Consider the following 12,823-nt stretch of genomic DNA (forward strand, 5'->3'; position numbering starts at 1 on the left):
TACCTGTAACAGCCGCGGCGGGCTCACTCTTTGATAATTCGTGTACACCCCAAGCCACTTTAGCCTGAGAGCTGTACGATAAAATGCTTACGGAAAACAGAAGAGAAACTCCAACCGTTAACCCAAATAAATCGGCTTTTTTCATAATTATTACGTTTATATAAATAATTACATAAAATTAACAAAAAGTATTAATAAAAAAGAATAATAAAATTTAAAAAATAATTTATATTAGTTTAAAAGAAATATTAAATCAATATTATACAAGTTAGCCATATTGGGTAATGGCGCGGGATAATTCATATTCCCAGACATAATTTTGCGATCAAATTCTGGCACCTGGCTTTATCAGTCCCTATTTATCATGAGATAATTACTTCATTATTCCCGAAGTATAGCACCTTGTAGAAGCCAAACATTAACGCTCTTACGACTGAATTAATAGATACCACATTGATCTAATAATACGCTTTAAAACACCTGTATTAAGCAAGCAACAGTTGCCCTAGCAAGAGAGAAGATGATAACGATGGTTTATATAGGGAGCGAAAGCGCATAAAAAAGGCCGGAATTTCTTCCGACCTCACACTATCTTACAGATAAATGTTCCTTTTAAAGTACCTTAACGGTTACATTTTTCAACCAAACATCGTCTCCATGATCTTGGAAGCCAATGACCCCGGATTTTGATTTCCCACCTACATTATTAAGTAGTTCGAAAGCTAATGGCCATTTAGCCTGGCTAAATTTGCTCGATTGAAGCATTTTTGTCCAGTCTGCCGTCCACAAACTATACTCGACAACCTTCACGTCATTTTGGTAGTGCGTAACCTTACCATTATTAACTACAATCTTTGCTTTATTCCATTGACCTGCCGGGTTACCGTTTTGTGGCTTGGCTGGGATCATGTCATATAAAGATCCGGATTTTCTATTGCCATCTACTCCCATCTTTGCATCAGGATGATTTTCATTATCCAACAATTGATACTCTGGACTCGATATATAGATAGGCTGGTCTTTTACCTCCTTAGCAAGAACGAAAACACCCGAGTTCCCTGACTGGGAGATCTTCCACTCAAACTCCAACTCAAAGTTTTTAAAATCATGCGCAAAGATTAGATCTCCGCCATCCGGATTAGTGACACCTGCGGGATTCTTTGAGAACTTCAACATACCATCTTCGATGCCCCATTTCGCTGGCACCTTCTCTTTATTGTATCCTCTCCATCCTTTTAATGACGTACCATCGAAGATAACATATGCACCAGCAGCGTTTTTCTTAAAATCTTTAAGATCAACCTTCGGTAGATTTAAAATTTCGTACGATGGGACATTGGCTTTAGCTTTTTTCGCGGTTTGCGCTTTGCACGCTAGCGTGGTGACGAGCATTGCAGCACCGATCACATACATAAAATTTCTCTTCATATTAAAATACTTAAGTCTAGTTGCTGATTAAAGATAATAAAAATCTAATTAAAAACCGCCGCCCATATCGCCTTCGGATTCGCCATTATCACGCTGCTCGCGTTTCTTTGTTAAATCTTGAAACCCAAATCTGTAAGAGAATGACAAGGTAACCATGCGTTTCATCCAGCGGTGCTCAAAATCTGTCACTACCTGTGGAGTGGTTGTTTGCGCACCGAAGCGTCGGGTGTTGAATAAATCGCGAACATTGAGTGATAGATTTGCACGCTTGTTCATAAACTCTTTTTTTACAGCAACGTCTACACCTGTCATATATTTCGTTTTTCCTTGTGCCATCACCCGCGGTGCGAAGTAGTCTCCGCGCAGCTGAAACGCCCAGTTTTTTGGAAACTTCACGTTCGTGTTTAAATTGGCATTCCAGTTCACCCCCTCCTGTTCTTGTATCGCGAAAGCCTCGTTTCCTTCAAATTTATTGTAAAATAGATTCCCGTTCCAAGTTGCGTCCCACCAATTGGTGATATTGACCTTCGAGATAAGTTCCAAACCAGCGACGTTAGAGCTTGTTAAATTCTCCCATCGACTAAATGTTACACTGTTTTCATCCACAAGGTAGATGTAGGGCTGCATCACATCGTTCATCCGACGGAAATAGGCTGTTGATATGAAATTCCATTTGCTATAAGTTTTTGCGAAGCTTGCTTCAAAAGAATGAATATCTTCGGGCAATAGGTTTGGATTTCCTTGTCTTCGGTTCATCTCATCGGATACGTCGGGAAATGGATTGACCTGCCAACCTCGAGGGCGTTGCACACGACGAGAGTAGCTCAACTGGATCTTATCCCCACCCTCATTGACATCGTACGTCAAGAATACCGTCGGATATAACCGGAAGTAATTCTGCCCGCCGTCTACCACACGTTCTGCTTCAGGAAGCCCCGGTTCTTTCGCGAAATATCGCGTATCTAAATCCACTTGTTCGGCACGCAGTCCCACCTGATAGCCGATTTCTTTCGTCAATTTATTTTGATAGTTTGCATATAGTGCATGCACCGCATTGGTCATATCAAAATCGTTGCTGATACTGAAATCCGGGAAATATTGATTATTCGCTGTATTCAGTGTATCGGAAAACTGTGTATCAAAAGACTTACGTATTAAACTTCTATAACCGGCCTCAAACTTGCTGTTCTCACTAAAAGGCAAGACGTAGTCTAGCTGAATATTCATCATCTTACCATCCTCACTTGTATTATTAATACGGCCATCCGTTGGCATCCCGGAGGAATAGGTTTGCGAAAAGCTATTGATACCATCTTCAGTATCTCGACCATAGTTGAAGTTCGCCACTAGTTCAGCACCTTCACGGTCGAATTTTCGGATAAAATCCACATTAAATTCGTAACCAAGATCGCTTTCCTCTTGCCGCGACAAACGCATACTAGTGCCTGAAAGACTTGGATGATCAAAGTACTGGTAAAATAGATCAGCATCTCTGTTATTATCACGTATGCTTAAATTACCAGACACACCAATCGTTGTCTTGTCATTCAGAAAGTAATCTGCTCCAAGCTTCACTGTATTATTAATGCCTCGGCGAGATGTTTCTTCCGTATTATTGATGCGGCTATTGTTATTCGTATATAAGTTGTTGCGCGCTCCGGATCCAAGCATGTTACGGCGGTTGAAATTATAACTTCCGAAATAGTTGAATTTTTTATCACGATAGTTCAAGGTAACACCTGCCATATAGTTGTTATACGATCCTCCAGACGCCGTCGCTGTACCATTTATTCCGGTGTTGACATTCTTTTTCAATACGATATTAATAATACCAGATTGGCCCTCAGCGTCGTACTTGGATGAGGGGTTCGTGATGATTTCAACTTTATCTATAGCATTCGCAGGCAAGGATTGCAACAAGGCGTTCACGTCACTACCTGCTAGAGCAGACTCCCGCCCATCGATAAGAATTTTAACACCGTTTGATCCTCTTAAGGAAACTGCGCCATCCATGTCTACTTGCAAAGTCGGCACATTTTGCAATAGGTCAGTCGCCGATCCGCCGACACTCACCAAACTTTGCGACACGTCAAAAACCTTTCTATCAATCCCGAGGCGCATCTCTGGCGCACGTCCTTCCACCACGACTTCCTGGATCACTTTACCGTCACCGGTCAATAAGATCTTACCCAGATTGAGCGCTTCCGTACTGTTAACCTGTATATTCTCCCGGATGATATCTTGTTTACCTACATAGGTAACGCGAAGCGCATAGGTACCGAAACTTACGGCATTAAAGGCAAGATTCCCTTCTATATCACTTTGTGCGCCTAAAACGTATTTTTTATCAGTTTGTTGAAGCAAGGAGGCACTTGCCCCGATAATTGGCTCATTTGTTTCAGCGTCGACAACGATCGCTTCAATTTTTCCTTTTTGAGCGAGTAGTATAAAGGGTGAAAAAATAAAGAATAAAAGTAACTTAAAGTTTTTAGTTGATACCATTGTGAAGACTAACATTTCCACAAAACAACAAAATAAAAGCCTCTATCGTTCTATCGTAACTGCATTATTACGATGCGCCTTTTTACTCAACGGAGACCGTTAAACCTTCCGATTTCAAGATTTTTCGATACACTTCCATCTCAGTAAAAGAGCCTTCCAAAACGTCACATTTACCTTCATTGTGTACTTTCCAGGCAATCTGCTCTGCCTGCGGCTCGGTATATTGCAGATGCTTAATCAGGCACGCTATAACATGTTCAAAGGTGTTGATTTCATCGTTCCAAAGAACCAGACGATTGGAAGTCTTTACGGAAGCTAAAATTTCCTCCAGCGTAAACGTCTCTTGTTCGGTTTGTACACTCATAGCACAAAAATAGTTATTTTTTAAAAATTATGTACTTTTACCATCTAATCAAATTGATATAACTTATGTTTCAGTCTAAGATAGCAGGCATTGGCTATTATGTGCCGAAGAACGTATACAGCAATAATGATCTTAAGCGCTTTATGGACACCAGTGATGAGTGGATTCAGGAGCGGACCGGGATCAAAGAGCGCCGCTATGCCGATAGGCTGGAGGAAACCACGACAACCATGGGCATCGAAGCGGCAAAAGTCGCTATCGAACGCGCGGGCACTACTGCAGAAGAGATTGATTTCATTATCTTCGCAACCCTCTCTCCCGACTACTATTTCCCCGGTTGCGGCGTTTTGCTGCAGCGTGAAATGGGCATGAAGGAAGTCGGAGCTTTGGATATTCGTAATCAATGTTCAGGCTTTGTGTATGCACTATCCGTTGCCGATCAGTTTATAAAAACGGGCATGTACAAAAACATTCTCGTCGTAGGTTCTGAAAAACATTCCTTTGCTTTGGACTATTCCACTCGTGGACGCGCTGTATCCGTGATTTTTGGTGACGGCGCTGGTGCTGTTGTTCTACAATCGACAACAGAAGCGGGAAAAGGTATTTTAAGCACTCACTTGCACGCAGATGGAGCTGACGCCGAAAAGTTAGCCATGTATTACCCTGGTGCATCCGGAGGAAAATGGTTAGATAATAAGCCTCAATGGCCAGAGCAAGAACTTGGTGGGATGTTGATGACCGCGGAGATGCTTGAAGATGGGACCGCATTTCCATATATGGACGGACAAACTGTATTTAAAAAAGCGGTAGTGAAATTCCCGGAAGTTATCCAAGAAGCATTGTTGAAAAATGATCTTCGTACAACAGATATCGATATGCTTGTGCCCCATCAGGCAAATCTCCGGATTTCGCAATTCGTACAGAAAACATTAGGTCTTCCCGACGAAAAGGTCTTTAACAATATCCAGCGATACGGCAATACAACGGCAGCATCTGTGCCCATTGCATTGTGTGAGGCTTGGGAAGAAGGAAAAATAAAGGCTGGAGATCTTGTATGTTTGGCTGCCTTTGGCGCAGGCTTCACCTGGGGATCCGCACTAATTAGATGGTAACTATATCATGGGCCGTTCACGGCCCATGATATAGTTAGATTTTCTACTTCTTCTTTTTGAAACCAGAGTTAAAAATCGAATCCCAAATTCCAGAACTTACGCCAAAACCGCGTTCAGGATCTGAATAATGGTGCAACATATGGTGATCCTTAATCTTTTTGAATAAGCCCGACTTGAAATTTGCATGGTGCATCGCGTAATGACACTCATCATAGATCAGATAACCAAATAGAAATCCTGCAAAAAACGACCATAAGGTAAAGTCTTCAAAGAAAAAGCTGAAAATAAAATAAATAAAAGCTGCCATCGGTATACTGGCAGATAGAGGCATAACTAAACGCAGTCGGTCTTTCGGGTAATCATGGTGTACGCCATGAAAGATAAAATGAATCCGCTGTCCCCAAGCTGATGTAGGATGAAAATGGAAAACCCAGCGATGAAGTACATATTCCGCTAAAGTCCAAAAAGCCAAGCCGAAAACGAAGTAAAGCAGAACTCGGGAAACATCCATTTCCTCTGCTGCGTATGATTTATAGATCAAATAACATATAACGGGCACCCAAAAGATCAATGGCACACTGTAATGTATTTTTGTTAAAGACTCCAAAAAATCGTTCTTGAACATGCGAGTCGATTCCGTTGAATTCGAAACATATAATTTTTTTGCCATAACCGGATGGATTTAAATAAGGCTGTAAAATTAACAAGTCTGCTACCCTTATCAAAATTTTACTTTTTGAACTTTTTCATCGTTTTGTCAAATAAATTCACTCCGCTCAATACAAGACGTCTGCCATCAAGCTAAAAACCTGTATTCCAACGATATACCCCATCTTCTAAGGTAAGCTGTTCTTCATCCAATAGTTCTCGAATTACCCGAACTCGTATTTCGTCGTTCCCAATGGTTAAATCGTCCACCAATTGTTTTATCGATCTTTGATTCACTAATAGTAAATTCTTAATCTCTTCTCGTAGTTTATTTTCAATTCCGCTGCGGTGCGCACGCATCAAACATAGATCACAAACCTCACAAAAGGTTTCATCTTGCTCTCCGAAATACCGTTGTAACGCTTTACTCCTGCACGCTGTATCGTCGAGGTAGGCATAGATCGCCTTGAGCTGTGTTTCTTTTATCGTCTTCCGTTCCTGTATAAAGGCGGCGTCTATAAAAAGATTTTTATAGTCAACTCGAGCCTGTAAAAATTCCAGTTGAGGAGCATCCGTTTTCGGAAGATAACTAGCTAACTGTAGTTTTTGGAGTGAGTTTAGCATGTCGACGATATTGCTGTAGGAAGTCTTTAGTTTCTTCGCAAAATCATATTCGTTCAGGGGCACGTAAAATTCAAAAACGCCGCCGTAAGTGCGTAAGATAAGCTTTATTAATGGGTCATATTTCGCGGACTGTACTTGAAACTTATACAACTCTTGATATTCAACTTCAAACTTAAAGCGGGACGGAATAAACACAGCTTCCGATACACTGATCCAACCGTCTTTTTCCAAAAATTTAAGTGCGCTCATGGTCGGTAAAATCTCGATTTGATACCGTTTGCAAAAATCCACGATATCAAAATCAAAGAAAGAGCCCTTGCCTGCTCCATAGGCAATCTGAAAATAATTCCCCAAATGGTGATAGACATGTTGAATAAACTTAACGGATGGATAGCTCGCCTCGAAATTCTCCCAAAGTTTATCCCGATCAACTTGCTGATACATTAAGACGGGAAACGCTTTTTTACCATCTCGCCCTGCTCGCCCGGCCTCCTGATAATAGGCCTCCAGCGAATCAGGGATGTCCAAATGTAGCACAAAGCGTACATCCGGCTTATCGATGCCCATTCCAAACGCATTTGTCGCTACGATGACACGCACTTTATTGTCCATCCAGCTATCTTGCTTTGCTGAACGCATACTCGCTTCAAGCCCTGCGTGATAAAAGTCTGCCGAGACCCCATGATTAACCAAATACTGGGCAACCTCTTGCGTTTCCCTTCTGTTTCGCACATATACAACCCCTGATCCACCAAGCTTGTTAATCATACGCAACATCCGGCCCATTTTATCATCTTCTGCTAGCGCCATGTAACCGAGATTCGCCCGACGAAAGCTCATCTGAAATACCTGTCGGCCGACAAATTCCAATTTTTCCTGAATATCTTCCACCACCGCCGGTGTAGCTGTGGCTGTAAGAGCAAGAAACGGAACGTCTGGATGTAGCGTGCGAAGACTTGAAAGCTGAAGGTATGGGGGGCGAAAATCATAACCCCACTGGGATATACAATGGGCTTCATCGATGGCAAAAAGACTTACTTTCATATAGCGAATTCGCTCACGTACCAAGTCGCTATACAAACGTTCAGGTGCTAAATAGAGGAATTTTATTCGACCGTAAACACAGTTGTCAAGGGCGATATCGACCTCCCGATGTGACATGCCCGAAAAAATAGCAACAGCATCAATTCCTTTCTTCCGCAGGTTCTGAACCTGATCTTTCATCAGTGCAATTAATGGGCTAACAACAATACATATGCCGGCTAATTGCATGGCGGGCACTTGAAAACAGACAGATTTCCCTCCGCCGGTCGGTAACAGCGCCAGCGTATCCCTTCCTTGCAGAATAGATTCTATAATCTCACGCTGTAAGGGACGAAACGTATCGTATCCCCAATACTGCTTCAATATGGCTACACTCTTGCTTTCCATCTTTTAATCGGGCTTCTCCCAAACATAAGCAAAATTATCTTTCAATACATAATGTTCCACATCCGCAGAACCAGCACGCTTACGCAATTGAGAGATGACCGTATCGGTATTAAAGCCGTCGAAAATAATTGATCTTCTCGGGCGTATTGCAGATAAATCTAACGTATCCATCGTCCGTAAATTGCGCAGCACGATCCAATCAGCAGAGTCCAGTGCCGGTAAATGAGGGTAACGATTCACAATAACCAGCTTACCAAAGCCGCTATTGATCGTGTAATTCCTTCCTGCAACCCGATTTATTTGTTGAAACCCAACATGATCAATTTTGGTATACATCGCTAGATCTGGCCAAACCAACATCTTTAGCCGCGGATGATTCAAGCTGTCAAACGTAGAAATTAACGATACCTTCCCATTATCAATAAACGCTATGGCAAGATCGCGCTGAACATTATACACTTTTATTCCTTTGAAAGACCAGCGGGCGAGGGAATAGTATGCAGAAGCGGCGCTGAACAACAACATACATAGAGTTGCCGAAAACAACATAGATTTAGATTTCATACGCCATGATGTAACGAAAAGTGCAAGTAGCAAAGCAAACAGGATCATTTCAAAAACACTCATTTGAATTCCTGAGATAACAGATAGAGGCAGCTTCTGAACGAAGTACAAACCCTCAAGCATAAACTTACAGAGGTAAACTAACCCCAGCCCTATGTAAGCATTCAAAAATGCGAAAGGTGAAAAGCTTAATAGAATACCGAGGTACATCAGCAAAGTGGAAGGTAATGCAATAAATAGATTGCCGACTAGAAAATAAGTCGGAAACTGCTGGAAATAATATAAAGCAAAGGGTGCAGTAAAAAGTTGAGCGCTCAATGACACCCAGATTAATTGTAATGCGACACGTGGAAACCAATAGCGAGGCCTAACAAGTTTATTCAACAGCGGATACAACGTAAACAATCCAAATACCGCCATATAAGACAGCTGAAAACCTACATCAAAAATCAGAAATGGATCGAAGATAAGCAACAGAAATGCGGAAGCGAAAAGAGAATTTAAGCTAGCGTATTTCCGTTCTCCCCAATCCGCAAATAAAAGAAAGGATATCATTAGGCCAGCACGAAGAATGGAGGGCGCCATGCCCGTTAGCACAACGTAACTCCATATGGCAAGCATAATGAAAGTAAATCGAAACACTTTCCCATATCGTATTTTATCCAGAAAACGACAGATAAGGTTTAAAAGATAAAATACGATCCCCACATGCATTCCAGAAACACTTAAAACATGTATTGTACCCGTTTCTGAAAATACCTGTAACGTTTCATTACTGAAATCACTACGATGGCCAAAGATCAACGCCGCACACACACTTAAAGCTTCCTGATCTGTCACGAACTTAGCAAACTTATCTTTCAATGTATGGCGTAACTTAAGCGCAAGCCCTACCAAAAGTTCGCCACGCTCCCTACCGATCAGTTGGTAATCCTGTGTTTTCACATACCCTTGGTAATACATGTTTTTGTTTGCGCAATACCGTTTATAGTCAAACTGCTGCGGATTAAAAGCCGGGGGTATAGGCTGCAATGTATTTTTAAATGCTATTTTGTCGCCATAGCGAAAGGATTGGGCTTCGTTTCCGCGCGCAACACTCAGCATCACTTTTCCAGATATCGGGTAATGACGATCCCCAGATTGGCCTTGGTCTAGGGCTACGGGGAAACGGATAACCTTCTCCCGTATGCTTGGCTCATCGGCGATTAACCCTATACACGTTTCCAAGCCACTGCGTTCAAACGCAATTTTTTGATGAGTGGAAAGCGGCCTCAAAATGGATGATATGCCAAGAACAAATAAGGATAGGTATAAAAATAAAGGAAAAAGAGTTTGATTGAGGCGTCTCCAAAAAGCGGTCATCAGAAACATCACGAGAGATAACAGCAAAACTCCTGCGTCCGTTATTGCCAGGAGGCTGGACGGCATCTCCACCAGTCGACCGAACAGGATGCCTGCGCCATAGCATATGAAAGCCCGAAAAAAGGGCATCCTCCGAAGCGCTTCTGTGCTATTTAAAGCTACCATTTGTACCGCAGCTGTATCCGCATTTCCGAGCGAACAGATCCATCACTTCGATCTAAACCAGATCCTACAGTTTCGACGTCCCGATAACTGCTGACACTATAGCGCCCCCAAGAGTCCATCTTTTTCGTTACACGGTAACGCAGGTTTAGATAAGACCTCCATCCTTTCCCATTATAAAGAGGAAAAGAATTAGCATACAGTATATCGTTTTCAAACGCGTATAATCGCGCTTCATAAGAGTCTGTGTTGAAAAATGCTATCCGCACATTCATGTGTACGGGCAATTTAGCTGGCGTCCAAAAGACGTCTTGAAAAAGCAATGTCCCTCGGTCAAAACGATCTTCCTTTTGGAAAGAAACCGTTTCACAGCGGGAACGGATTTCCCATTGTTTTGTTAATTTATATTGAAAATTAAGACGCATTTGATGGCGCCACACGTCAGCGAGGTGCGGCTCGGGCCTGGGGTCATTGCAATTTTCCTGCTTTACGCGATACCGATAGCGTAGCCCTATGTTTCCCTTTTTGTACCACGCGTACGTTAATTGCGAAAAAATATCTGCGCCGGCGCTCGGCTCATCAACGCGGTAGCGCAACCAGGGAAAACGAAAGAAGTCTACGTAACTAACCCAATCTATCTTTCTAGCCACGCGGTAAGAAATGCCAGAGTAAATGCCACGTTCATTTGCTACCCGACTTCCTTCGCCCAAAGCTTGGCCTAGCGGCGAATAGTATGCTCTCTGATAATTACGATAATTAGCGAAAATAGATACTTTAGGGTGCAGACTAGCTATTACACCATTTATAGTTGCCCATGATCCGTTTATCTGATGAGCAGATTCCCCAAAGATATATGCATTGCGAAATGTGAACTGGTAGTTAACCGCTACATTCATACTTTCTTGCCCACGGAAGCTGTATAGATTACGCATAGCTGCAGTCGGAACTACGGTACCATTATAGCGGCTATATAGAGCGACGGCTCCCAAACGTAGGCGTTGTTTATTGTAGTACAAATTTGCGCCAGAAACAAGTTGGTGTACCTGATGTCGGTTACGGAGCTCCGTTGGTGTACGGTGCAGCCCTGTTGTTGAAATGGAACGAATTTCTAGCCCATCATCTGTATCCGTTACCGATCCTGACAGATGGCGTAAAGAAACAAAGGGCGTAAGTTCAATACTCTTCCAGCCTACAGTTGCCGTCGCACCGCGCAGGAAGTTAAATTCGTTCATAGACGTATAGCTTCGTATGGTCGCCGCATTACGAGCGCTCGTGGTAATTAGGGCTCCCTTACCAAAACTCAGACCATTCCACGCCACTAATCCTTGCCCCAACTGTAAAGCATAATCACCTATTATCAGTTCTTTCAAATTTGATCCACCTTTCACATACAAGCTTATGCCATAATGATCAAACCCAAATCTTTGTTGCTCACGAAAAAAAGGTTCGCCTGCATCCTTTTTCATATTAACAGCCAAACGAACTTTGTCCGCCATATTCATTCGATAGCGCACCATATAGCGATTGGGATCTCCCAGGTATCTTGAGCGATTAGTATCCTCTATCGTATAACCCAACTGTTCTTCGAGCACACGACCATAACGAATGATAGCTTCTTGATCAATCTTCTGTCGGATCTCCTTCCAACTCAAATCCCTAAGACTTCCTCGCGGACGCACAGTTACGAAAGGAAGCAGCTTTTCGGCTGTTTGCACGTCAAGCTCATCGATAGCTTGCAGTTCTAATACAGAGAGAAAGCCTCCGGTTAGTTTACGGTGATTGACGATGCCAAGTATTTGAATCGGTGTTAGAAACAAGAGATCTTTCAATTCTTTTCCATCAGTCATGTTGAGATCTATTTTATTTTTGAGATAAAAACGTAACAGTTCGGTGAACTCACTTAAATCTACCTCCTGATCCAGATTTTCAAGAATCTGCTCGACAATTTCTTGTTCCATTGTTAGCTCCGAAAAGACCTGACAGGTTGATTCCAGCACCAATACAAAGAAAGATAGGGTTAGCATGTAAATCTTAAGATGCATAGCAAAGAAATGTTTAGAGGAAATGAATGACGAGGGTTACCTAATCAAAAGACCGAATGTACCCGTTTGCGCTCCCCGCTATAGGTAGCAGAAGTATGTCAGTTGGATTTCGTAGCAACGAGTATACTTCATGCTTGCTGACATCATCAGGCGGCGATCTGCTATGGCATGGCCGTTGGATAGTGTATATAGCAGTCGCTGTGGCTGTATTTATGCAAACACGATGATAATGATGGCGAGAGGCCTTCCAAACTGGAACGCTTTTGATTAATGTAATACCTTCCGAATTATCCTGCAATGCAAAGAATCCTTCCTCCGCGATGTAGACACCGCCTGCCCCTAATAGTAGAGGTAGAGAAAACTGTTGAGCAGATAACCGAAGGGTAATTACTTGGAGAAGTAACATCCTGATTATCATAATTCATTATAATTGATGCTTAAAGATAAAATAAATATTCAACAAAAGCATAATAATGAATAAATATTTAACCTAATAAGTTTATGCTATTCAGTTATAATAAGGAAAACGCTGCATTGACTAAAATAAAAGGATGGCTACGCTATTGATGACTTGATGTCAGATG

At 42.2% G+C, this 12,823-nt stretch carries 9 protein-coding genes; 1 reads left to right on the plus strand and 8 read right to left on the minus strand.

Translation table 11 applies throughout. From position 1 onward, the window contains the following. Positions 1 to 612 precede the first annotated feature (612 nt). The 3 genes from DI53_RS03710 to DI53_RS03720 all read right to left on the minus strand — a co-directional run bounded on the left by DI53_RS03710 (position 613) and on the right by DI53_RS03720 (position 4,294). Positions 613 to 1,428: a 3-keto-disaccharide hydrolase gene (locus DI53_RS03710; RefSeq protein WP_037495542.1), complete on the minus strand. Its 816-nt coding sequence runs from the start codon at positions 1,426 to 1,428 to the stop codon at positions 613 to 615. A 48-nt stretch (positions 1,429 to 1,476) separates the two neighbouring features. Further along, on the minus strand, positions 1,477 to 3,930 hold the full coding sequence (locus tag DI53_RS03715; RefSeq protein WP_037495544.1) for a TonB-dependent receptor: 2,454 nt from the start codon (positions 3,928 to 3,930) through the stop codon (positions 1,477 to 1,479). 82 nt (positions 3,931 to 4,012) lie between these two features. After that, a complete protein-coding gene (locus DI53_RS03720; protein ID WP_037495546.1) occupies positions 4,013 to 4,294 on the minus strand; it encodes an ATP-dependent Clp protease adaptor ClpS in 282 nt (93 codons plus the stop codon). Between the two features lie 65 nt (positions 4,295 to 4,359). Between DI53_RS03720 and DI53_RS03725 the strand changes: the two genes are divergently transcribed. Then, positions 4,360 to 5,406: a 3-oxoacyl-ACP synthase III family protein gene (locus DI53_RS03725; RefSeq protein ID WP_037495548.1), complete on the plus strand. Its 1,047-nt coding sequence runs from the start codon at positions 4,360 to 4,362 to the stop codon at positions 5,404 to 5,406. A 43-nt stretch (positions 5,407 to 5,449) separates the two neighbouring features. Here DI53_RS03725 and DI53_RS03730 read toward each other — a convergent pair whose 3' ends face one another. The 5 genes from DI53_RS03730 to DI53_RS03750 all read right to left on the minus strand — a co-directional run bounded on the left by DI53_RS03730 (position 5,450) and on the right by DI53_RS03750 (position 12,645). Next, entirely contained in the window at positions 5,450 to 6,076 is a 627-nt protein-coding gene (locus DI53_RS03730; protein ID WP_037495550.1) for a sterol desaturase family protein, read from the minus strand. 131 nt (positions 6,077 to 6,207) lie between these two features. Next, entirely contained in the window at positions 6,208 to 8,109 is a 1,902-nt protein-coding gene (locus DI53_RS03735) for a RecQ family ATP-dependent DNA helicase (RefSeq protein WP_037495552.1), read from the minus strand. Positions 8,110 to 8,112: 3 nt separating this feature from the next. Next, a complete protein-coding gene (locus tag DI53_RS03740; RefSeq protein WP_037495554.1) occupies positions 8,113 to 10,200 on the minus strand; it encodes a ComEC/Rec2 family competence protein in 2,088 nt (695 codons plus the stop codon). Next, the gene (locus tag DI53_RS03745; protein WP_081939379.1) at positions 10,194 to 12,239 is read right to left on the minus strand and encodes a ComEA family DNA-binding protein; all 2,046 of its coding nucleotides are present in this window, start codon (positions 12,237 to 12,239) and stop codon (positions 10,194 to 10,196) included. The genes DI53_RS03740 and DI53_RS03745 overlap by 7 nt, the downstream gene beginning before the upstream one ends. 40 nt (positions 12,240 to 12,279) lie before the next feature. Continuing rightward, a complete protein-coding gene (locus DI53_RS03750) occupies positions 12,280 to 12,645 on the minus strand; it encodes a hypothetical protein (protein ID WP_131555167.1) in 366 nt (121 codons plus the stop codon). Positions 12,646 to 12,823 lie beyond the last annotated feature (178 nt).

Source organism: Sphingobacterium deserti, assembly GCF_000757725.1.
Taxonomy (GTDB): domain Bacteria; phylum Bacteroidota; class Bacteroidia; order Sphingobacteriales; family Sphingobacteriaceae; genus Sphingobacterium; species Sphingobacterium deserti.

Excerpts from the sequence above, each read along its gene's own strand:
- DI53_RS03710 (WP_037495542.1), bottom strand. The coding sequence starts at position 1,428 with ATGAAGAGAAATTTTATGTATGTGATCGGTGCTGCAATGCTCGTCACC.
- DI53_RS03715 (WP_037495544.1), bottom strand. The coding sequence starts at position 3,930 with ATGGTATCAACTAAAAACTTTAAGTTACTTTTATTCTTTATTTTTTCA.
- DI53_RS03720 (WP_037495546.1), bottom strand. The coding sequence starts at position 4,294 with ATGAGTGTACAAACCGAACAAGAGACGTTTACGCTGGAGGAAATTTTA.
- DI53_RS03725 (WP_037495548.1), top strand. The coding sequence starts at position 4,360 with ATGTTTCAGTCTAAGATAGCAGGCATTGGCTATTATGTGCCGAAGAAC.
- DI53_RS03730 (WP_037495550.1), bottom strand. The coding sequence starts at position 6,076 with ATGGCAAAAAAATTATATGTTTCGAATTCAACGGAATCGACTCGCATG.
- DI53_RS03735 (WP_037495552.1), bottom strand. The coding sequence starts at position 8,109 with ATGGAAAGCAAGAGTGTAGCCATATTGAAGCAGTATTGGGGATACGAT.
- DI53_RS03740 (WP_037495554.1), bottom strand. The coding sequence starts at position 10,200 with ATGGTAGCTTTAAATAGCACAGAAGCGCTTCGGAGGATGCCCTTTTTT.
- DI53_RS03745 (WP_081939379.1), bottom strand. The coding sequence starts at position 12,239 with ATGCATCTTAAGATTTACATGCTAACCCTATCTTTCTTTGTATTGGTG.
- DI53_RS03750 (WP_131555167.1), bottom strand. The coding sequence starts at position 12,645 with ATGTTACTTCTCCAAGTAATTACCCTTCGGTTATCTGCTCAACAGTTT.